Origin of the sequence: Natrialba taiwanensis DSM 12281 (assembly GCF_000337595.1) — an archaeon.
In the GTDB taxonomy this organism is placed as follows: domain Archaea; phylum Halobacteriota; class Halobacteria; order Halobacteriales; family Natrialbaceae; genus Natrialba; species Natrialba taiwanensis.
In genome coordinates, this window is sequence record NZ_AOIL01000012.1 from 69,520 (window position 1) to 90,624 (window position 21,105).

Genomic DNA, 21,105 nt, shown 5'->3' on the forward strand with positions numbered 1-21,105 from the left:
TGCTTGGTCGTGCTAAACTCTGAGTCGCCGGTCGTCCTGCTGTTTCCCGCTGGCCGGCACACGCCCGTTCCGATGCTTCCCGGCGTCGAACCGGGCATTCTTCCGGTGACAATCGTCTTTTGTGCGATCGGCCTCGTGGATCTCGCTCGCACGGGCTACGAGAGACTGACCACCGAAGAACGACTCAGCCGCGGACGGCACCGTAGAGCGCTCGCACCGTCGCCGGACCGTTCTCGAGCAGCGCCCTTGGAAACCGCCGCCTCGCTCCCGCTAGCGCGAACTCGAGCGCCCGCGTTGCATCCTCGAGAACGCCTGCGCCATGGCCAACGAGAACTCGATCCGGCTCGAGTTCACGAAGCGAGCGGGGCGGGTCGAGTCGGCGAAACAGTTCGAGCCCGATTCGCTCGTCGCCAATGGTATAGGGATCGACGGTCCCCATCGATTCGGGGACGTACAGGGTGTTGTGATCGTCCCAGTACAGAATCGCCTCGTTCCACAGCGGGATCGGTTCGCAGCGAACGGTTCGGACCGCCGGGTCGACCGATTCCTCGTAGCGGCGTACCGACTCGCCCGTGCGCTCGTCGACCCGTCCCATCCATTCCGGGACGAAGACCGGCACATCGTACCGGTGTGCGAACCGGTCCGCGTCGCGGGTGTGCCAGTTCGAACAGATCGCAACGCCCGCGACGTCGTCCTCGCGGTCGGCGATGAACTCGTCGAGCAGGTCGTCGACGCCGGGTGCCCAGAGGGGGTCAAGCAGCCAGATACCGTCGGCACCGGCGACCGCGTGACTCGCTCGACGGCTGCCTTCGTCGGGATGGGCAAGCCAGCCGACGCCGTCGTCCCAGCGGTCGATCTCCCGGTATTCGGCTGGAACACCTCGATCGTATATCATACGCGCCTATCGACCCGAACGATAATAACGGTGTTCGCTCCCCGCGTTTTCGGAGCGCGAAACCGGCGATCGGCTCGGTCGGTCGTACCCGGTGGCATCTCCGTCCCGAATCTCGATAGCCAGGGTCGTCTGACGCAGTGTCGCCGATTATCGTTCGACGACCGTCCCGCCACTCAGCCCCTCCCACTCGACGCGATAGCCGAGTTCAGCGAGCGCCGCGCTCGAATCCGAGATGTCGTACTCCGCAAAGACCGCCTCGGCCTCCTCGAACGCCAGTCCTGACTCGAGTTCTGCGCGAAGCGCATCGAGCACCGCGGGCCGGACGAGCGTTCGCCCGATGAACTCGTGGTCCGGATAGCGCTTGTCGGCGAGCGCGTCCGTGCTGACGCCGTGGCGTGCTGCCAGGGTTTCGAGTTCAATCACGTCTGCGTCGGGTGTGAACTCGTCAGGTAGGTCGGCCGCGCTCTCGCGCACGAGGTCGGTCTCGTACTCCCGGAGCACGTCGACGATATCCTTGAGGCGAACGGTACCCGAGTAGGGGATTGCCCGGTGGTCGCGCGTCTCGATCTCCTCGCCGACGCCGAGCGATTCGTCGACGGCGACGAGGAGAGCGACGTCTTCCAGGGTCTCGAGTTGGGAGAGCTTCTTTTCGACGTATTCGGGGGTCCAAAACCCCATAATCTCGAAATAGACGCGGAAGTCGCCGCGGCCACCGTCTCCCGCGTCCGACGAGTTCCCGCGGGTGCTGCCAGCGGGACGATACTCGAACGCGAAGTCGGGGATCATCACCCGCGTGCCCGTCGCGAGGGGCTCGGGCTCGCGCACGAGATCCCAGTCGAGGCCGACCTGTGAGAAGCGGGCGGCGAAGTCGGCCTCGACGCTGCTATCGAAGGTCACGTCAGCGACCGGCTCGGCGTCGGGGACGCCCACGGGGTCTTCGTGGGAGAGCGAAAGCGTCCGCTCGGTGCCGCGGTCGTCGATGGTGGCTTCGAGGTGCCACTCGTCGGCCTTCGCGATCGTCCGGAGGAGCCGCGCGAAGCGGGTGCCGTACCGCCGGGTTGCCCGGAAGAGGTGCGTCGGGCCGGTGACGACGATCTTACGGTTACTCGCGATGTCGCCCGTCGTCCCGACCGCGGCGTCCGGGTTGTGAATTTCGTACATCAATCGCAGCCGCTTAATCGCCGACACCAGCGCCTTGGGATCGTTCGAGCGCACGCGCACCTCGGTCGCGTCGAACAGCGCCGTCTGAGCCAGCGAGAGGTTGTACTGGGCGAGCAGGCCGTCCGGATCCCAACGGGGCTCGACCGATGCGAGGACCTGCCGATCGTCGAGGTCGGCGTACAGCGCGTGCTCGAGTTCGTCCGCCGAGAGCGAGAGCGACTCGCCGGCGCGGATGAGTGCCATCGCGCGTTCGTCCCGATCCACGACGTCGACGGACTCGGCGGCTTCGAAGGCGGCTTTGCGGGCGCGTTCGGGGTCGATCGCGGCGTCGGTTTCGAATGTCGACTCGCGCTCGACGAGCGCCGACAGGCCGCGGACGAGTTTGAAGTCGTCCGCATCGCGCTCGAGGTCCGTCAGAGCCGACTCGAGCGTCGCCCGCCGCTCGCCGACGTGGCCCTGATAGGTGCCGATGACGCGGGCGGCGAGCGGGCGGTGCTCGCGCGTCGCGAACTGCGGATGGAAACCGCCGCCGGCGCGGGAGACGCGCAGCAGGTCCTTCGTCAGCATCTAAGTGTTGTTCCGGGCGAGGATACCAAAAGTGGCGCGGCTGCCGCGACCCCGTCCGACGAACTTGGAAAGAATCTTTAGGGGACGTTCCACCGTTGACCTGTGAACGCACTCCAACTACAGGGGACTTCGGACGAAGCCGTCCCGACGCTTACAGACATCATACCGGCGATTATCGACGGCGTGACGATCGCCGGGCTGTTCCTCGTCTCGTTCGCGGTTCTCTACTGGCTCGGCAAATCCGTCGTCATCGGTCTCACCGAACGAGCGCTCGAACGCAGAGGGTTCAATCAGGGACTCATCTCCCTCGCGCGGAGCATCGTCTCCGCGCTCGTGTTGCTTGGCGCGATCGCACTCGCCGCCACCATCGCCGGCTTCGGGATGGTTCTCGTCGGTCTCTCAGCGCTCGGCGGTGCCGTCGTCCTCGCCGTCGGGTTCGCGGCCCAGGACCTGATCGCGAACTTCGTCGCCGGCATCTTCATCGTCAAGGACGAACCGTTCACCGTCGGCGATACCATCGAGTGGGACGACAACCGGGGTATCGTCCGCGATATCCAACTGCGCGTCACGCGCCTCGAAACGCTCGACAACGAACTCGTGACGGTCCCCAACTCCGAACTCGCGAACTCGGTGCTCGTCAACTCGACGCGAAACGGCTTGCTCCGAGTGTCCTACGAGTTCGGCATCAGCTACGACGATGACATCGAGCGGGCCCGCACAGCGATTATCGACGAGGCCGAGCGGGTTCCGGGCGCGCTCACGGACCCTGCGCCGTCGGTGGCAGTCACCGATCTCGGCGATTCGTCGGTCGTCCTTTCCGGCCGCCTCTGGATCGACCCGGTCGAGCATCGACCGCCAGCCGCGCGAACCGCGTTCGTCGAAGCCGTCAAGGAACGCTTCGACGCCGAGGGAATCGATATGCCGTATCCGCACGCTGAACTCGCGGGGGAAGTCACGATCGACGAACGCACCGAAACGAGATCTGCGTAGACTCATCCCGTGTGGAGATCGAGGGTACCCGGTCTCAACCCTCGGTATCGGAGTCGGAGCCCATATCCATCATCGAGCGCAGGTCCGTTACTGACACCGGTATTGCGTTACTTCCACTTCGGGTCATCCGTCCACCGACGAGGTGATATCTATCTGTCCTGTCGGTGTCAGAATGAAACGACGATCGCTGCTCGCCGCGTCTGGAACCGCACTGGTCGCCCTCTCTGCGGGCTGTTCGGATATCGTTTCCAGCGACGAGCAGGAAACGTATTCGTTCGGCGTGTATAACGGCTCGCGCGTTGCATACGAGTTCAAAATCCGGGTTGGGAACGAACGAGAGACGTGGTTTCACGAGGAAACACTCGAACTGGATGCTGAAATGGCGAACGAGGAGATCCCGATCGACGATGTCCCCGTCTCCTTTACCCTCGAAATCGACGCCGTTGCCGAGGAAGAGCAAGAGTTTCCGTGACCGGCGTCGTACGCCGAGTTAGGATCGCTCTCCCAGCACATGGATCTCTGATACGAACCGACGCTCGATCAGGAAATCGTCATCGAGGGCGAGTAACACCGCACCCACAACGCACCGCTGAATCGGGGCTCAGCGGTCGGTTCGAAGCTGAATTGCGACTCCGCGGGCCGTTACGATCGCCGTTCGGCGGTGTTCTCCTCCGACGTTTCCGCGCTCACGACCTCGTAGAGAATCGCCCGACCGGCGCGGGCCGCGGCGATTTCGTCTTTCTCCTCGTTCCTTTTCGTCTTCTCAGTGTTGCCCTCGTCTTCGGATTCGGATACGGATGCGTCGACGACCCCATCCGCTCCGAGTTCACCGCCCGACTTCGGCCTGAGTACCCGCCCCAGTCGCTGGGTGAACTCGCGCTCGCTGCCGCTGCCCGAGAGGACGACGGCGACGTTGGCGTCCGGCACGTCCACGCCCTCGTCTAACACGTTCGATGTCGCGATCCGGGAGTACGTCCCGTCGCGAAAGCGGTCCAGGATCTCGCGTCGCTCCGCCGCCCCGGTCTGGTGGGTGATCGTCGGGACGAGAAAGCGCTCGCTCACGTCGTAGGCCAGGTCGTTGTAGGCGGTGAAGATGATGATCCGGTCGTCGCGGTGGTCGTCGAGAATGTCCTGCAGCGCGTCGAGTTTGGCCTCGCTGCCGCGGGCGATTTCGCGGGCGCGCTGGCGGGCGAGCAGCGCCTCCCGTGCTTCGGGATCGTTCCCCGAGCGCTTGACGAGTTCTCGATAGTCCGAGCCGCTTTGCATCCGGATATTCGATCGGGCGAGATAGTCGGCGAAGACCTGCTGTTTTTCGTCGTACTCCGCTCGTTCGGCCGGCGTGAGCGACACCTCGAGTCGCTTGAGGTCGTAGGCGGCGAGGTGGTCGCCCGCCAGTTCGTCGACCGCGACGCGGTGGACGAGCGGGCCGACGATTTCGGCGACGATCTCGTGGGCCTCGTCCGGCCGTTCGAACGTCGCGGTGAGCCCGAGTCGAGCGGGTGCGGCGAGCAGGCGGGCGATTTCGCGGTACCCTTCGCCGCCAAGGTGGTGGACCTCGTCAAAGACGACCAGTCCGAACCGGTCGCCGACCGCATCGGCCTTGAGGTACGCCGAGTCGTACGTCGACACCGTGATCGGTTCCAGTCGCTGTTCGCCCCCGCCGAAGCGACCGATCGGACAGTTGAACTCGCGCTCGAGTTCGCGTTCCCACTGTTCGAGCAGGTCGATCGTCGGGACGACGACGAGGGTCGGGACGGCCAGCCGTTCGATGGCCGCGAGTGCGATGACGGTTTTCCCGCTGCCAGTGGGGAGTTCGAGGATGCCGGCGGGGGCGCGAGCGCGGGCGAGCGGGCCGTCGTCGCCCGGGGCTGGCACGTCGGCCCACCGGTCGGTTTCGAGCCAGTCGGTGAGCGCCTCGCGCTGGTACGCGCGGAGTTCGTAGGCCGAATGCAGGACGGGATCCGAATCCGAACCCGGTGACGACTCTGAATCCGAACCTGAACTCGAGGCCGAAAGCGCAGGCAGGTCGAGAACGCGATCATCGATCCCGACGGCCGAGTCCGCTTCGGAGTCGGTTTCGAGCGCAGCGAGTCCGCGACGAAGCGCGGCGTACCGGAACGCTGGCACGCGCCAGCCGTCCGTTCGAGGATCGCGCTCGAGTTCACTGTCGGAGACGGTGCGTCGGAGCGACTCGGCGGTCGCGGGATCGAGTTCCGGAAGCCGAACCGTTCCGTCCTCGTAGTGGAGTTCGACGGGGGACGTGTCCGAGGTCCGCGTCACGCTCGATGGTCGGGGAGAGAGATACATATACTGTTGGATGGGCGGCGCTGTCGCGCGGGGACCGGAGTCGACACGCGGGCCAGCATGGGTGCTTCGACACGCGGGATAATGTGGGTGCGGAGACGAGGTGTGGTATGCCGACGTACCGACACACCTCCGTCGTTCCCGTCGACTTTGCGACCGTGTGGGTGTTTTACGACGCTATCGAGGGATTAGAGGCACTGACACCCGAATGGCTCGGTGGCCGCGTGTCTCGGGTCGTCGGGCCGGACGGAACGGTCGCCCCGGACGAGTTCCGCGTCGGGACGGAAGTCCACCTGACGATTCAGCCGTTCAATTGCGCTTTCCTTCCGGAACGCGAGTGGGTCGTTTCGATCACCGACCGCGAAGTGAGCGACGACCGTGCGGGATTCGTCGACGAGCAGGTTGACGACCGTGGCCCGTTCGAGACCTGGCGACACACTCACCGGTTCGCGGCGCTTGACGGCGACACCGTTCTCCATGATCGGATAACGTACCGCGTGCCGACCGCGGGAGACCTTCCCGTGATGACGCCGTTTCTCGCGGGATTCCTCCGGTATCGCCATCGCCGAACTCGCGCGTTGCTCGCCGAGTAACGCACCGTCGTTCGCGCGAGTTCAGCGAGGAGTCGACTGTTGATCCCGTGTAATCCTCGTTTCACGTCCGACCCGCTACTGAGGGGATTGTCAGTCGCAATACGGTCTCTCGCCGCCGACAGCGGGCAGTATACCGACGGTCGGTGGAGCGGTGACGACGCAAGCGGCTACCTCAACCCTTTTAGTATCGCTGTTCGTTGACCTGAACATGAGCGAAGACGAGGGCACGAACACGCCAGCCCAGGGTGTCCCGTCCGACGAGGAATCCTCCGAGACGACGGCCGACGCCGACGTTGTGTCCGCTGTCGAGGACTCGGAATCCGACGCCGAATCGCCGGCGGAATCGACCGCGGCGGACGCTCCCGCCGCGTCGGATCGGACGGATGACACGACCGACGCTGCCGAATCGGGATCGGAATCGGAACCGAAGCCAACGAACAATACTGACGCCCCAGCCGATGCAGACGAGACGACCGAGTCGGAGGTGAGCCAGTCGGCGACGAGTGCAGACACGTCCGCATCATCCGCATCATCCGAATCGACCCAACCGGCCGAACCGACCGAATCGGACAGTTCCACAGACCCACCGTCCGATGTCCAGCAACTCATCGACCGCGTCACCGCCTACGACGACGATCTCGCCCAGACCGTCAACGCCGTCGTCGAACACGCCCGCGACCTCTCGACCACCGTCGACCACCAGCGCGCCGAACTCGAGGACCTCACCGAACGCGTCGAGGCCCAGGCCGAAACGATCGGCGACCTGCAGGACGAACTCGAGGCGCGCGAGGAGACGCTGGCGGAGGACGAAGCGCAACTCGAGGAGTACGAGGCGGAGATCGAGGATCTGAAGGGGCGACTCAAGCGCAAACAGGCCGACTTCCAGAACTACAAGAAGCGCGCGAAGAAACGCCAGGACCAGATCAAAGACCGCGCGACCGAGGACCTCGTCGAGCGCCTCATCGGCGTCCGCGACAACCTGAAACGCGCACTCGAGGAGGGCAGCGACGACGTGGACGGCCTTCGAGACGGCGTCGAAATGACGCTTCGCGAGTTCGATCGCATTCTCGAGGACGAGAACGTGACCGAGATCGATCCCGACCCGGGCACCGCGACGGACCCGCAGCGCCACGAAGTGATGATGCAAGTCGACAGCGAGCAGCCCGAGGGAACGGTCGCGGACGTCTACACCCCCGGCTACGAGATGGGCGACAAAGTCATCCAGAACGCACAGGTGACGGTGTCGAACGGTGAACTCGCAGGTGAGAGTGCCGGCAGTGAGGAGAGTGACGACAGCGACGGTGCTGGCGGCACCGGCGGTGAAGACACGGATGGATCCGGTGAACCGACTGCAGCCGCTGAGGACACTGCTACAGACGCTGCGGCCGACGAGTCAGGAGCGGCTGCAACTGCAGGGACGGGCACGGACGACGGCGCTGGCGGCGAAGATGCATCGAGTGTGTCCGAGAGCGAGTAGGTGACAGGAGCGTCAAACGTAGCCTTGCTGCGAGGAACCGGAATGCGGCGCAGAATCTATTGGTAACGAGGCACTCACGATGATATACGCGATTTGGGAACGGGGCGAACACGGCGCGCTGCGCTGACAGACCACACCAAGAGTTATTCGCCCGGCGGCCCTAGTATTCCTGATGGAGACACTGTCATACGGTACCCTGTCTCAAAACCTGCAATTACAGCTACCGCTGCAGGTACAACTCGACGATCCACTCCTCATCGCCGGGGCACTCGTCCTCGCAGTTGTGGTGGTCACCGTCTGGTCGATGGTCGAGATCGTCGACGCGTACAACAGGGCCGCACTCACCGTTTTCGGCGAGTACCGCAAGCTTCTGGAGCCGGGACTCAACATCGTGCCGCCGTTCGTCTCGCGTGTCTACACCTTCGACATGCGAACACAGACGATCGACGTTCCCAGCCAGGAGGCGATCACCCGGGACAACTCACCCGTCACCGCCGACGCCGTCGTCTACATCCGCGTCATGGACGCGACCCGGGCCTTCCTCGAAGTCGACGACTACAAAAACGCCGTCTCGAATCTCTCCCAAACCACCCTGCGCGCCGTGCTCGGCGACATGGAACTCGACGACACGTTGTCCCGCCGCGAACTGATTAACGAGCGCATTCGGCAGGAACTCGACGAACCCACCGACGAGTGGGGTATCCGCGTCGAGTCCGTCGAAGTCCGCGAGGTCAATCCGTCGCCGGACGTCCAGCACGCGATGGAACAACAGACCTCTGCCGAGCGCAAACGCCGCGCCATGATCCTCGAAGCCCAGGGCGAACGCCGCAGCGCCGTCGAGACGGCCGAAGGTGATAAACAGTCGAATATCATCCGCGCTCAGGGTGAAAAGCAGAGCCAGATCCTCGAAGCGCAGGGTGACTCCATTTCGACCGTCCTGCGCGCTCGCTCGGCCGAATCCATGGGCGAACGCGCCGTCATCGACAAAGGCATGGACACGCTCGCCGATATCGGCCAGGGCGAGNTCGCTCGGCCGAATCCATGGGCGAACGCGCCGTCATCGACAAAGGCATGGACACGCTCGCCGATATCGGCCAGGGCGAGTCCACGACGTTCGTCCTCCCACAGGAACTCTCCTCGATGCTCGGCCGCTACGGCAAACACCTCTCCGGCAGTGACGTCAGGGAAGACGGCACCGAACTCGAGAGCCTTGGGTTCGACGAGGAGACCCGTGAGTTGATCGGCTTGGACGACATCAGCGAGATCATCGGCGAAATCGAGGAGACGGAGATGGATATCGAAGCGATGGAACAGGAAGCACAGGCGATTCAGGAAGGTGAGGATATGGGCGGGGAATCGGGAGATGTCATCGACATTTCGGAGACGCGCCAAGAATCGGTCTCTAACGCGGAGTCTGACACGGAGCAGTAGCGAGCGACTCGAACACGACATTTTTGCCCGCCGCCTGTGAGGTTCAGGTATGCACGTACACGTCGTCGCCGACGATCCAGTTCGTGCGGCCCTCGTCGCTGCACTCGACGATGCCGACGTTACCGTCGAGGACGCCACCCCGGCGGACCTGGCCGACGCTCGATTCGCCATCGTCAGTGACGTCGCCGGCGCACGGACGTTCGAGCGGGCGAACGAGGCGGCTCGCTCCGGTGACACCCCGTGGATCGCCGTCGAAATCGGTGGTATCGGCGGCCACCCGCTCCCGGAAGTCGATGCTGCCGTCTCCGGGTTCGCCCCCGCAGCCGGCCCGGGCGTCGGCTGTTACGACTGCCTCCGAACGCGCGTCGGCGCGGCGCTCGACCGGGACAACAGCGGCAGCCAGCCACGCACCGACCGTTCGACGGCCCGCTTTGCCGGTGCCCTCGCGGGCAGGGAGTGCGTTCGCGTCTTTTCGGGTGCCGAACAGTCCGTGATCGGCCACACGATCGAACTTCCGCACGTCCGACGCCGAGTGCTTCCCGTCCCCGGCTGTGCGTGCGCGTCGAGCGAACGCGACCGGACCCTCCCTCGAGACGACGACTCGCTCGAACTCGACGCGGCCGCCGAACACGCAGAGCAAGCGATCGACGACCGCGTCGGAATCATCGAGACCATCGGCGAGGCCGACTCCTTTCCCGCACCCTATTACCTTGCCACGAGTTCGGAGACGCGCGAGTTCAGTGACGCCAGCGCGCCGACCCAGGCCGCCGGCGTGGCCGACGACTGGAACGCCGCGCTGATGAAAGCCGTCGGCGAGGGATTGGAACGGTACTGCGCCGGCGTCTACCGGGACGACGAGTTCGTCCACGCGAGCGAGGACGACCTGGATACCGCCGTGTCGCCGACCGAACTCGTGCGGCCGGCCGACGCGCCCGCAGACGACGCGACGGCATCCCGTCGCTGGGTCCCCGGCGAGAACCTCGCGACCGGCGAAGCGGTTCACCTGCCCGCGGCGGCGGTGCAGTTCCCCCCGCCCGGCGACGAACTCGTGCCTGCGATTACGACCGGGCTCGGGCTCGGGTCCTCGACAACCAATGCACTGCTGTCGGGATTGACGGAGGTTATCGAACGTGACGCGACGATGCTCGCGTGGTATTCGACGTTCGAACCGCTCGGGTTATCCGTCGAGGACCCGACGTTCGATGTCCTCTCGCGACGCGCACGAAGCGAGGGGCTCACCGTGACGCCGCTGCTCGTCACGCAAGATATCGACGTCCCGGTCGTCTCGGTCGCCGTCCACCGAGAGCCGGCGGCTGTCAGCACGATGGCCCGCGGTGATGACGGTGACGACAGTACCGGCAGCGGCGGTGACGACGCATGGCCGGCGTTCGCCGTCGGCTCCGCGGCCGCCCTCGACGCGACGGCTGCCGCTGTCTCGGCGCTCGAAGAGGCACTGCAGAACTGGATGGAACTGCGAAGTCTCGGCCCCGAGGAAGCGAGCGAGGCGTCCGGCGCGATTGGCGAGTACGGCACGTTCCCCGAGGCGGTCCGCTCGTTCGTCGATGTCGAGCAAACAGTGCCGGCCGCCGGCGTTGGTCCCGATCCCGGGGTGCTTTCGAGCGGAAACCGTCAGGAGAGCAAGGGCGAGGGTGAAGGCGAAGGGAACCTCGCTGAACTCGAGGCGGTCATCGAGCGAGTGCGCGACGCCGACCTGACTCCCTACGCCGCCCGCCTGACGACGCGGGACGTCGAAGCTGCCGGCTTCGAGGTCGTTAGAGCCGTCGTTCCCGGCGCACAGCCCCTGTTTACTGGCGAGCCGTTTTTCGGTGAGCGAGCGCAGCACGTGCCGGCGACACTCGGATTCGACGCTCGACTCGACCGGGAATTTCACCCGTATCCCTGAGCAGCGGAGTCACTCGTCCGTTTCGTTGGACGTTTCGTTCGGTGTCTCGTCGGTAGTCGTCTCGTTTGTCGTGTTATTGCTATTCGGAACACCCGTCTCAGTCTCGTCATAACGGGCCTCTATCTCCAGATCATTGTCGGTGATCGTGACCAAAACCAGCTCCGTTTCGCCCGAAATAGAGACCTCTCGAACCGTCTCCTGGCCATCTTCCTCGCCGTGTTTTACGATTTGAAGGCTCTGGTTGACGGCGCTTAGGTGCTCCGGCTGGACGTTTTCGCCCGGCGTGACGGCGAAACTATGATCGTAGGTCTGTCGGCTTGTTTTCCGTTCGTATGCCTGAATCTGGATGTTATAAGAGCGACTCGCCTCGCTGTGGATCTCCATCGGGATCACGCCCTGCACGCTCCCCATGAAATGCTCCTGGACGCCCTCGATACAGCCCGAAAGTCCAACGAGGGCACCCACACCAGCAGACTGGATGACCGTACGGCGGTTCACAATTCTTCATCGGGAGCCGATACCTGTAGGCGTTACTCTTTGTCGTCGAGTATACAACAGCACGTCTCTCGAGAACTTGCCACTGGGATTTATGTTAATCTCCGTGAACACCCGTGTATGGAACGCGTCACGATCGACGAGGTCGAAAACCAACCGAATCCGATGGCCGTCCACTCCGTCCGGCGACCGATCTCACAGGCGCTCGGTCTGTCGGACTTCGCGATGAACTACTTCGAACTCGAGCCCGGCGAGTCCTTCTCGGGCGGCTTTCACACCCACCACGATCAGGAGGAGGTCTTCTACGTCCAGTCGGGAACGGCGGCGTTCGACACGGAAAACGGGACGGCTACCGTCGATGCGGGCGAGGTGATCCGATTTGCCCCCGGCGACTTCCAGCAGGGGTACAACCCCGAAGACGCCGACGAACCCGTCGTCGGCTTCGCGTTCGGTGCGCCGGGATCACAACACGACTGGGACCAGATCGAATCGCTCGTCTACTGCCAGGAGTGCGAAACCGAACGGGGCCACGGACTCGAACTCACCGATGACGGCCAGTTTCGACTCACCTGCACCGAGTGTGGGAACTCGTTCGTCCTCAGTTAGCGACTAGCTATCGTCCGGCGAGTAGTTCGGTGCTTCGTCCGTAATCACCACGTCGTGGGCGTGGCTCTCTGCCTGTCCCGCTGAAGAGACGCGGACGAACTCTGATCGCTCCTTGAACGCCGGGATCGTCTCTGCACCGACGTAACCCATTCCGGACTGCATTCCGCCTGCGAGCTGGTGGAGTTCAGATTGGAGCGAGCCCTTATACGGTGTCGCCGCTTCGACGCCTTCGGGGACGTACTCGTCGTCTTCGTCGGGTTCGTCCTTGAGATAGCGGTCGCTGTCGCCGGATTTCATCGCACCGACGCTGCCCATGCCGCGGTACTGCTTGTACTTCTTGCCGTTCATCGTGACGACACGGCCTGGTGCCTTGTCGGTGCCGGCGAAATACGAGCCGAGCATGACGGCGTCGGCACCGGCTGCGACCGCTTTGATCGCGTCGCCGGAATAGCGAATGCCACCATCCGCAATGACGGGAACGTCGTGTTCGTTGGCAACGTCGGCTACCTGGGCGACGGCCGTGATCTGTGGCATCCCGGAGCCGGAGACGACGCGAGTCGTACAGATCGATCCGGGGCCGATGCCGACCTTGATTCCGTCCGCAAAGTCGACGAGTTCAGCGGCGGCCTCTCGGGTCCCGATGTTGCCGACGACGACATCGGCGTCGACGTGCTCTTTGATCTCGCGAGCGCCGTCGATGACGTTCATGTTGTGCGCGTGTGCGGTGTCGATAAAGAGCACGTCCGCGCCGGCCTCGTCCGCGGCCTCGGCGCGGTCCCGTTCGAACGGGCTGACGGCGACGCCACAGCGGAGGCGGCCGTCCTCGTCGCGGACGGCTTCCTGGTACTCGCGGCGCTGGAGAATGCCCTGCATCGTGACGAGTCCGACCAGCAGGTTCTCGTCGTCGACGACGGGGACGCGTTCGATCTTGTGCTCGTACATCAGGTCGAACGCCTCGCGGGCGTCGATGTCTTCGGGGGCTGTGATGACCTCGTCGGTCATCGCTTCCGTGACGGGATCGTCCTCGTTGACCTCGAGGTGCGGCCGGATGTCGGTGCTCGAGATGATTCCCAGCACTTCCCCGTTCGTATTGACGACCGGTGCGCCGCCGACGCCTTCCCGGGCCATCAGGTCGTCAACCTCACGGACCGACATCTCTGGGTCGGCGGTGACGACTGAATCGAAGGGAATAACGAGTTCGTCGGCGCGCTTGACGCGTTCGATCTCGTCGACCATCTCGTCGACGTTCATGTTTCGATGAAGGACGCCGAGGCCGCCGTGGCGAGCCATCGCGATAGCCATGTCGCCCTCGGTGACGGTATCCATCGCTGCCGACAGGATCGGAACGGAGACCTCGACGGTTTTCGAGACGTTCGACGTGAGATCCGCGTCGTCCGGTTCGACACGGCTCTCCTTCGGTCGAAGGAGGACGTCGTCGAACGTAAGCGCTTCTGGTACCTGGAGTTTCGAAGAATACGGCTCGTGCTCTGGAACGTCGTTCGCCATGTAAACTGTCCGAACGCCCGGGCAAAAAGCGTTGCGAGATGGGGACCGGAGTGAGAATCGCTGACGGGATAGCTGAACTCGTCCCGTCCACCGATACGGCGGCCAGGTTGAGAGTTGGAACCAATCGATCAGATTAGTGCACCTTCGTCAGGATCTGGCCGTCGACGGCGAAAGTATGCCGAGTTGTGTAACCGTATCTCACGCAACGTTTATTGACGGGCCGGTATTCCACTCGTGTATGAACGCTGTGAGTTCCAGCGAGACCCGAACCGTTGGCCGGACGACCGCCGTCTCCGCCGCGAAAAATATGTTCGGGAAATTTACAATTTCACTCAAACTCACAGCACGAGGCATTCGCCGGGCGCAGTGGCCGAATCGGTCCGCCCCGGCAAACTGGTGTGATGGAGTCCAGTCCGTGCGGAGCCGGTTATCACATCACCCACTGGCCTCGGGTCATGGCCATCGTCCCTGAGCGATGAGTACGTCCCAGCACCCGGTTGCCCTTCGTCTCGAGCGATTAGTAGGGGGTGACGCTCGGCTGTTAGCGCTGGTGATGATGCTCCCGCTGGTCGATGGCGTCTTCCCGGCGCTTATCCTCGCCGGTGCAATCGATAGTCCTTCGAGTGCCATCCAGACCGGCCTGCTGATCTTCGGTGGCAGTGCCACCGTCGCCGTCATGCTCGCCGAGATGAACGGCACCCCGCGCGAGCAGGTCGCGATCGTCTTGCTCGTCGGTATTCCGCTGATACTGCTCGCCGCCGTCCAGGCTGCGCTCGCTCCCGCAATCGGGAGTCTCCTTCACGAGGCGATTATCGAGCGGTTCGCCGCCGTCGTCATCCTCGCAATCGCAGCGAAGACAGCAAGCGCAACGATCGGCGAATACCTGCCAAGTCCCGGCGTTATTATCGGACTGGGGATGGTCGCAAGTATCGATCCAAGCGGTGTCACGCTTGCACTCATGAACGATCCGGCACTCGTGGCCAACGCCACGTTGGCAGCCGTGACCGGGGTTGCATTTGCACTCGCCGTCGCAATCAGCGGCCCCTATCTGCGCGAGTACATGGACATCGATCGCTTCCGCTTCGGCAGCGCCGTTGCACTCGGACTGTTGCCACTGTCCCTGGTCGGGATGGGCTTCGGACAGGCCCCACTGGCTGCCCTCGTCGTCGCGGCCGTCTTCGCGATCGATATTCCGTTCGATAGCGACGAGACTGCCTCGACGAGTTCGACGATCACGAACCAGCGCGGACCGGATGACGAGACTCCGTCCGTTCCCTCGGCGACGGCTGCGTCGGAATCGCTGCCGGTGAACGCGACGGAATCAGGCGGATCATCGGCGGCGCGAACGGCTGCCTCGTTCGTTCCCGCTGTCGGCACCGGTCCACTCTCTGATGGCGGGGATACTGCCAGCCGCGAGGGAGATCGCAAGCACCACGGCGTCTCTGAGACGGACGGCGGTGTTGAACACGATGAGGAGCAAGCGGAGGCAGCGTCGGATGCGGACGATGGTCCCTATCCGAGCGACGATACGACCAAAACCGAGGGCCGCGCCCCGTGGCTGTAGTCCGAATCGAAACCACTTTAGGCACTATCCCCCAACGAGATATCGAGGGGTCGTGGCCAAGCCAGGGATGGCGACTGACTCCAGAGGCACCGCGCCCGGGACGACACTCCAGACTGATATACTGATCGGGCACCTGATCAGTGTCCGTGTGATGACCCTCTGGAGTTCCGAGGCGCACCGGAGATATCAGTCGATCGGGGGTTCAAATCCCTCCGACCCCATATCCTCACCGCGAACAACATCGTGAGCGGTGAGTATTAGACAAGGGGGATTTGAATCAGGGAGCAGCTTTGCTGTGACCGTGGTTCAAATCCCTCCGACCCGATTTAATTACAAAGCCAGGAGAGGCTTTCTCGCGTTCTCGACGGAGGTCCGTTGCTGATCAAAGCGGATCGCATGTCGAGAGGGCAACGGGGAGGTGCTATGAACTCGTGTTCAGCTCGCTTTCTAGTTCGATAAACGACGTAGAGCCGCACTGACACCCCATTTTCCGACCAATTGGGACGATCGAACCGTCGGGGTCCCGCTTAGATGTATAGACGGTCTCGCACTCACGACACTGTGCAAGAATTCGCTCTTTCTCTGCTTGGTTGCCCATATAGATAGCACGGTATCACCACACATATAGAGCTGGCAGGCTCATTACAGGTGTGTATATAAGACATTGTTATAAATAGAATATATTGCTGTATATAGTACTATTATCTCTACTTTCACGCGGTATTGTAAACCATTCGCCTAGCTGGTACTACGGAACGCTCTACTCGGGAAATCTGTCCCTGATTACGAACGCTGAGAATAGAGCCACTATGGGCCCATTGGGTTCCGCGGTGATCGCCGCCGCTGTGCCAGCGGAAACGGAAACCCGTCATCGAACCAGTCTGTCTTGGAGGATTCTCAGTCTTGGTCCCCCATGCGGTCAGTAGCCGGCGAAACGATCTCTCCGCCAAGAGACTCCACAGAACCACTTTTGCAGCTACTTCCGTTACTGAAGTCTGGACGAGAGAAGTGCAACTGGTGACCGTCGTTCGTTGCCTGCACAGCGGTCAGTAGCTGACCTATTATCACTAAGTGCCTACATATTCCGGTCACTCGTAGCGTTAGGTGCCAAAATCGATTTGACGGTCATGCATCAATCCAAAATCCAAAGAAGATCTCACAGTCGTGGACACCCCGGACGCGATGGTACCGAACATGCGTCGACCAGGATGGACGACTAACCGATGGCAGCAACAGCAAACCGAGAGCTAGCGACTATCTCTTGTCCGCACTGCGAGCAGGAAACGGTGGTCTCGGTTCCGGACGCGGATGCCGAACTCGAAGTCAGACGGTACGTCGCCCTCTACGGGAACTATACGACTGCCGTGTGTCCGGCCGATCACAAATTCTGGGTATACTTCTGTTAGATCAATCAGAAATGGATCGTCGCTCTGCAGTACGTTGTTTTTAGAGCAACCCCACACTGGAGTCGCGCTCATTCGCCGGCAGACGACCGACGAGACGAGTTCAGTTGCACATCCGCGTCACCGAGTTCAGCGCAAAAGACGGAATCAGATACGGTCCGATGGATCACCAACTCTCACGGGTGTCTGCATCAGAGTAGGAGTCCGAAAGAATGCAGAGTTTGGAGTCACTACAACACCCGTCCGTCCGACCCACGGGGTGCAGATCGCCGTTTGCGCGCTCGACAGCGGCGTATGCGGACCCACCCACTTCACAGACTGCTGCTACTTTCCGGGACTCATCGTCTTCGTCCATGACACTCAGTGCTGGTAGACAGCCAGCAGATATAGCGTTCTCGAGTGACAGCGTTCCGATCTGACACGGGTCGGGCCCCTGAGTGAACTCGGGCCTCGGAAGTGATGAGGCAGAACGTCTCTGAGGCGAATTCTGGTCGTCAAGTGTGTCTCTGCGGGATGAGCAAGCACAGCCACACGATCGTCTTGGAGTGATCCCGAACGGAGGAGTGCTCAAAGGGAGTAATAGATGGTGGGACGATCGAGTATAGAAAGGGGTCCCATCGAGTGCGTTCGGTGGGCCGGTGGCGGACACGATGACAAGTTCGACTGGGCGATTGCAGTTGCTGAGGTGTCTCCTTGTCCGTCCGGTGTGGATCGGGAACGGGACCCGAGAGCCGGCCTTCGGAGGCAGAAAAAGGATAATGACGGCGCTACACAGATCACGGATTCTCGCGCGTTACTCGTCGGATAGCAACCCGACCCGGTTTCCTTCGGAATCCGTGATTACGGCGTAGTGTCCGCTCATTTCGGGGATGGGTTCTTTCGGGATTAGCGCCCGGAACAGCCGGACACCACTCCACAGCAGAATCACGAATACAAGCGTTCCAGCGCGCACGATATTGGTATCAGTGGTCCCCGTAACGAGGATCGCGTCATGAGTGAGAACGTCCTCGAGTTCAGTTGCCGCCTCGACGGCGCGAAGCAGTGGTTCGAGCGCGTCGACGAGGCTCATCCCGACGAGCAGCAGGATGAGGAGCGGGACGAGTGCGTTGAACGCGTGATATGCGAAGCCAGCGGAGATGGCGGAGCGGTCAGTTGCGGGCGACAGCAACGACGTTGCTGACGAGTGCGAGTGAACTCGCCTTCCGTGTCCGTGAATCGGCCATACGCTGTCGACAACGAACAATCAGAAGTGAGTACGGTTGTCGGCAGGCGTCTGGTGGGCGTCTGTTGACACGTGAGATCGCCGAAAGTCGTCTCGGTCCCGTGGGTGGGGAGATAACAATATTTAACATTTTGTGGCGACTATGTTATTATATGAGTGTCGTTAGCGTCTCGATGCCCGAAGCGTTACTCGAACGGATCGACCAATTTTCCGAGGATCATGGCTACTCCGGCCGGAGCGAAGTACTCCGAGAGGCGAGTCGTAATCTCCTCGGCGAGTTCGAGGACAAGAAACTGGAAGGTCGCGACCTGATGGGCGTCGTGACGGTGGTGTTCGACTACGAGACGACGAGCGTCGAAGAGAAGATGATGCATCTCCGCCACGAACACGAGGAGCTCGTCGCTTCGAACTTTCACAGCCACGTCGGTGGGCACCACTGTATGGAACTGTTCGTGCTCGAGGGATCGCTCGATGAGATTTCGACGTTCGTCGGCAAGATTCGAGCGACGAAAGACACGCTCACGATCGATTATTCGGTGCTTCCCGTCGACGATTTCGGGCCGCTGGCCGAGATGAGCTAAGGACGAAACCGCCATACCGTCTCGGTCACCATTCAGTGGCCGTCTCAGCGGGGTGTCAAAATCGCAACTTGAACGCGGACCTCATTGTTGGCACTTATTAATACCCAAACAAGTTTTAGTACCAATAGTTAATATTTTAGTAGAAGATATTCATAATCGGGGTATGCAATCGAGCACGATCCGGTTGCCGATCCCAGCGCCTGTTTCGAGTGAGAGCCTTGGTACCGGACTCTCACAGCGCGGCGAGAACTTCCTCGATCGGGGACGACTGCCGTCGATTCCACGGCGACATGCTCGCGGAAATCGGCCGACTGGCCGACGAACGGGATTTGGAGTATCCGGTCGCGAACGAATGATGTGCTACGACCGACCGGTCTCACCTCAGCCGACGACCGTCAATGAGTACGCCGCGACGAAACCCGAAGTTTTACAATCATATTTTCACTACTACAATTCATATTGCATGGGAGGGCGCTCGACGGTGATCGACGGAGAATCGACGACCGCCATCGCGGACTGTACTCTCGGGCGGGGACGAGCGACGATCCAGCACTAGCATGCTGCGATCCCTCCTCGCTCGACTCGGCTCGCTGTCGGTCGTGATGGCCGGCGTCTCGCTGATCACGTACGGGTTCGTGTTTCTCACGCCGGGTGATCCGGCGCATACGATCCTCAGAGAACAACGCCAGAGTTCACCCTCGGCCGCGGAAGTTGCGGCCTTTCGCGCGGAGCACGGACTCGACGATCCCTTCCTCGTCCAGTACGGTTCGTGGCTCACCGACGCCGTACAGGGCGATTTAGGCACCTCGTATCTACAGTCCGAACCCGTCACCTCGCTGGTGCTCGCACAGCTTCCGAACACGCTCGAACTCGCGCTGGCGGCGACGGCCGTTTCGGTGCTACTCGCCGTTCCGATGGGCGTGGTAAGCGCCGTCCACCGCGGTACCTGGATCGATCGGACGAGCCAGATCGCCGCGCTGGTCGGTGTCTCGATGCCGAACTTCTGGCTCGGGTACCTCCTGATCCTCGTTTGCTCGCTGTGGCTCGGCCTGACGCCGGTCAGCGGCGCGGGAACGCTCGGCCAGCTCGTCCTCCCGGCGCTCACGCTCGGCACCGGGATGGCGGCGATCGTCACGCGCCTCGTCCGCGCATCGATGCTCGAGGTACTCGACGCCGACTACGTCGATACCGCGCGATCGAAAGGCGTCCGCGAACGGCTCGTGGTGTACAAACACGCGCTCCGGAACGCTCTCGTCCCAGTCGTGACGATCGTGGGGCTCCAGTTCGGGACCGTCATCAACGGTGCCGTGGTCGTCGAAGCCGTCTTTCAACGACCGGGTCTCGGCACGCTGCTCGTCGATGCCGTCTTCGCCAGAGATTATCCGATCGTGCAGGGAGTCGTCCTACTCACGACGTTCGCGTTCGTCGTGACCAATCAACTCGTCGATCTCGCGTACGTCGCCCTCGATCCGCGCATCGAACGCAGAGGTGAGCGACCGTGAGTAAATCGACGACTGAACTCGTCCCGTCGAACGTTGGTCTCGGCGGGCTGTACCGGCGGTACCGGCGGTTCGCCCTCCACACGAATACCGCAATCCGCCTCGGAGGCGGGGTCATCGGACTGCTCGTCCTCGTCGCCCTCGTCGGTCCGGTGGTGTCGCCATACGATCCGACGACGCAGGTGCTCGAGATGCGACTGCGGGGCCCGTCGCTCGCCCATCCGCTCGGTACCGACGCGCTCGGTCGCGACGTGGCGACCCGACTCGCGTACGGGGCCCGCGTCTCGCTCGCGCTCGCGCTCGCGGCGACGCTCGTCAGACTCGTCCTCGGGACGACGGTCGGCCTGCTCGCCGCCACGGGCGGCCGACTCGTCGACATACTGTTGATGCGACTTGTCGACATCCAGCTCGCGTTCCCCGGCCTCGTGCTCGCGCTCGTGATCGCCGGCGTTCTCGGACCGAGCCTGCGAAACGTCGTCATTGCGCTGTCGATCGTCGGCTGGGCGTCGTACGCGCGGGTGGTTAGAGGGACCGTCCTCTCCGTCAAAGAGCGCCCGTTCGTCCAATCCGCGATGCTCTACGGGACGCCGTGGCACCGACTGGTCAAGCGCCACCTACTACCACACATCGTCAATCCAGTGCTGGTCCTCGCGACGCTCAACCTCGGAACGATCGTCCTCGCGGCTGCCGGGCTCTCCTACCTCGGACTGGGTGCACAGCCCCCGACGGCCGAGTGGGGGTCGATGATCGCCGACGGGCGAAACTACATGCGATCGGCCCCGTGGCTCATCACCGCACCCGGCGTCGCGATCATGGCGACCGTTATCGGTTTCAACCTGCTCGGTGATGGGCTGCGAGACCGATTTGATCCCGACCATCTGGACGACCGACAACGGAGGCGAACCTGA

The 21,105-nt window shown here is 62.7% G+C and carries 17 protein-coding genes, 1 tRNA gene and 1 pseudogene; 13 read left to right on the forward strand and 6 right to left on the reverse strand.

Features of this window, described 5'->3' with window-relative positions; genetic code table 11:
* Positions 1-184 precede the first annotated feature (184 nt).
* Both C484_RS02630 and C484_RS02635 read right to left on the reverse strand, forming a co-directional pair.
* A complete protein-coding gene (locus C484_RS02630) occupies positions 185-895 on the reverse strand; it encodes a hypothetical protein (protein ID WP_006824427.1) in 711 nt (236 codons plus the stop codon).
* Positions 896-1,042: 147 nt separating this feature from the next.
* On the reverse strand, positions 1,043-2,623 hold the full coding sequence (locus tag C484_RS02635; protein WP_006824428.1) for a DUF790 family protein: 1,581 nt from the start codon (positions 2,621-2,623) through the stop codon (positions 1,043-1,045).
* Positions 2,624-2,725: 102 nt separating this feature from the next.
* On the opposite strand from C484_RS02635, the gene C484_RS02640 reads away from it, so the two are divergent.
* Both C484_RS02640 and C484_RS02645 read left to right on the forward strand, forming a co-directional pair.
* A complete protein-coding gene (locus C484_RS02640; protein WP_006824429.1) occupies positions 2,726-3,613 on the forward strand; it encodes a mechanosensitive ion channel family protein in 888 nt (295 codons plus the stop codon).
* Between the two features lie 172 nt (positions 3,614-3,785).
* Complete coding sequence (locus C484_RS02645) at positions 3,786-4,085, forward strand: hypothetical protein (RefSeq protein ID WP_006824430.1); 300 nt, start codon at positions 3,786-3,788, stop codon at positions 4,083-4,085.
* A gap of 170 nt (positions 4,086-4,255) precedes the next feature.
* On the opposite strand, the gene C484_RS02650 is transcribed toward C484_RS02645, so the two are convergent.
* Complete coding sequence (locus C484_RS02650; protein WP_049914987.1) at positions 4,256-5,920, reverse strand: DEAD/DEAH box helicase family protein; 1,665 nt, start codon at positions 5,918-5,920, stop codon at positions 4,256-4,258.
* A gap of 107 nt (positions 5,921-6,027) precedes the next feature.
* On the opposite strand from C484_RS02650, the gene C484_RS02655 reads away from it, so the two are divergent.
* The 4 genes and pseudogenes from C484_RS02655 to C484_RS02670 all read left to right on the forward strand — a co-directional run bounded on the left by C484_RS02655 (position 6,028) and on the right by C484_RS02670 (position 11,321).
* Positions 6,028-6,510, forward strand: a complete 483-nt coding sequence (locus C484_RS02655) for an SRPBCC family protein (protein WP_006824432.1) — start codon at positions 6,028-6,030, stop codon at positions 6,508-6,510.
* A 208-nt stretch (positions 6,511-6,718) separates the two neighbouring features.
* Positions 6,719-7,987 carry a nucleotide exchange factor GrpE gene (gene grpE / locus C484_RS02660; RefSeq protein ID WP_006824433.1) on the forward strand — a complete coding sequence of 423 codons (1,269 nt, stop codon included), beginning with the start codon at positions 6,719-6,721 and terminating at the stop codon, positions 7,985-7,987.
* A 172-nt stretch (positions 7,988-8,159) separates the two neighbouring features.
* Positions 8,160-9,418, forward strand: a pseudogene (locus C484_RS02665) (SPFH domain-containing protein).
* A gap of 49 nt (positions 9,419-9,467) precedes the next feature.
* Entirely contained in the window at positions 9,468-11,321 is a 1,854-nt protein-coding gene (locus tag C484_RS02670) for a YcaO-like family protein (protein ID WP_006824434.1), read from the forward strand.
* 9 nt (positions 11,322-11,330) lie between these two features.
* Here C484_RS02670 and C484_RS02675 read toward each other — a convergent pair whose 3' ends face one another.
* The gene (locus C484_RS02675) at positions 11,331-11,819 is read right to left on the reverse strand and encodes a fibrinogen-binding protein (RefSeq protein ID WP_239640912.1); all 489 of its coding nucleotides are present in this window, start codon (positions 11,817-11,819) and stop codon (positions 11,331-11,333) included.
* A 117-nt stretch (positions 11,820-11,936) separates the two neighbouring features.
* Between C484_RS02675 and C484_RS02680 the strand changes: the two genes are divergently transcribed.
* The gene (locus C484_RS02680; protein ID WP_006824436.1) at positions 11,937-12,422 is read left to right on the forward strand and encodes a cupin domain-containing protein; all 486 of its coding nucleotides are present in this window, start codon (positions 11,937-11,939) and stop codon (positions 12,420-12,422) included.
* A 3-nt stretch (positions 12,423-12,425) separates the two neighbouring features.
* Here the strand turns inward: C484_RS02680 and guaB are convergent, their stop codons facing one another.
* Positions 12,426-13,928 carry an IMP dehydrogenase gene (gene guaB / locus C484_RS02685; RefSeq protein ID WP_006824437.1) on the reverse strand — a complete coding sequence of 501 codons (1,503 nt, stop codon included), beginning with the start codon at positions 13,926-13,928 and terminating at the stop codon, positions 12,426-12,428.
* Positions 13,929-14,403: 475 nt separating this feature from the next.
* On the opposite strand from guaB, the gene C484_RS02690 reads away from it, so the two are divergent.
* From C484_RS02690 to C484_RS02695, 3 genes are all read left to right on the forward strand, one after another.
* A complete protein-coding gene (locus tag C484_RS02690) occupies positions 14,404-15,492 on the forward strand; it encodes a DUF5794 domain-containing protein (RefSeq protein WP_049914988.1) in 1,089 nt (362 codons plus the stop codon).
* Between the two features lie 46 nt (positions 15,493-15,538).
* Positions 15,539-15,713, forward strand: a tRNA-Trp gene (locus C484_RS22795).
* 1,002 nt (positions 15,714-16,715) lie between these two features.
* Complete coding sequence (locus tag C484_RS02695) at positions 16,716-16,898, forward strand: hypothetical protein (protein ID WP_049914989.1); 183 nt, start codon at positions 16,716-16,718, stop codon at positions 16,896-16,898.
* A 790-nt stretch (positions 16,899-17,688) separates the two neighbouring features.
* Here the strand turns inward: C484_RS02695 and C484_RS24135 are convergent.
* Entirely contained in the window at positions 17,689-18,063 is a 375-nt protein-coding gene (locus tag C484_RS24135; RefSeq protein ID WP_006824440.1) for a hypothetical protein, read from the reverse strand.
* 206 nt (positions 18,064-18,269) lie between these two features.
* Between C484_RS24135 and C484_RS02705 the strand changes: the two genes are divergently transcribed.
* The 3 genes from C484_RS02705 to nikC all read left to right on the forward strand — a co-directional run bounded on the left by C484_RS02705 (position 18,270) and on the right by nikC (position 21,105).
* Entirely contained in the window at positions 18,270-18,698 is a 429-nt protein-coding gene (locus C484_RS02705; protein ID WP_006824441.1) for a CopG family ribbon-helix-helix protein, read from the forward strand.
* A 557-nt stretch (positions 18,699-19,255) separates the two neighbouring features.
* Positions 19,256-20,200 (forward strand): nickel ABC transporter permease, encoded by a 945-nt coding sequence (gene nikB, locus C484_RS02715; protein WP_006824443.1) that lies wholly within the window; start codon positions 19,256-19,258, stop codon positions 20,198-20,200.
* Positions 20,197-21,105 (forward strand): nickel transporter permease, encoded by a 909-nt coding sequence (nikC, locus tag C484_RS02720; RefSeq protein ID WP_006824444.1) that lies wholly within the window; start codon positions 20,197-20,199, stop codon positions 21,103-21,105. The genes nikB and nikC overlap by 4 nt, the downstream gene beginning before the upstream one ends.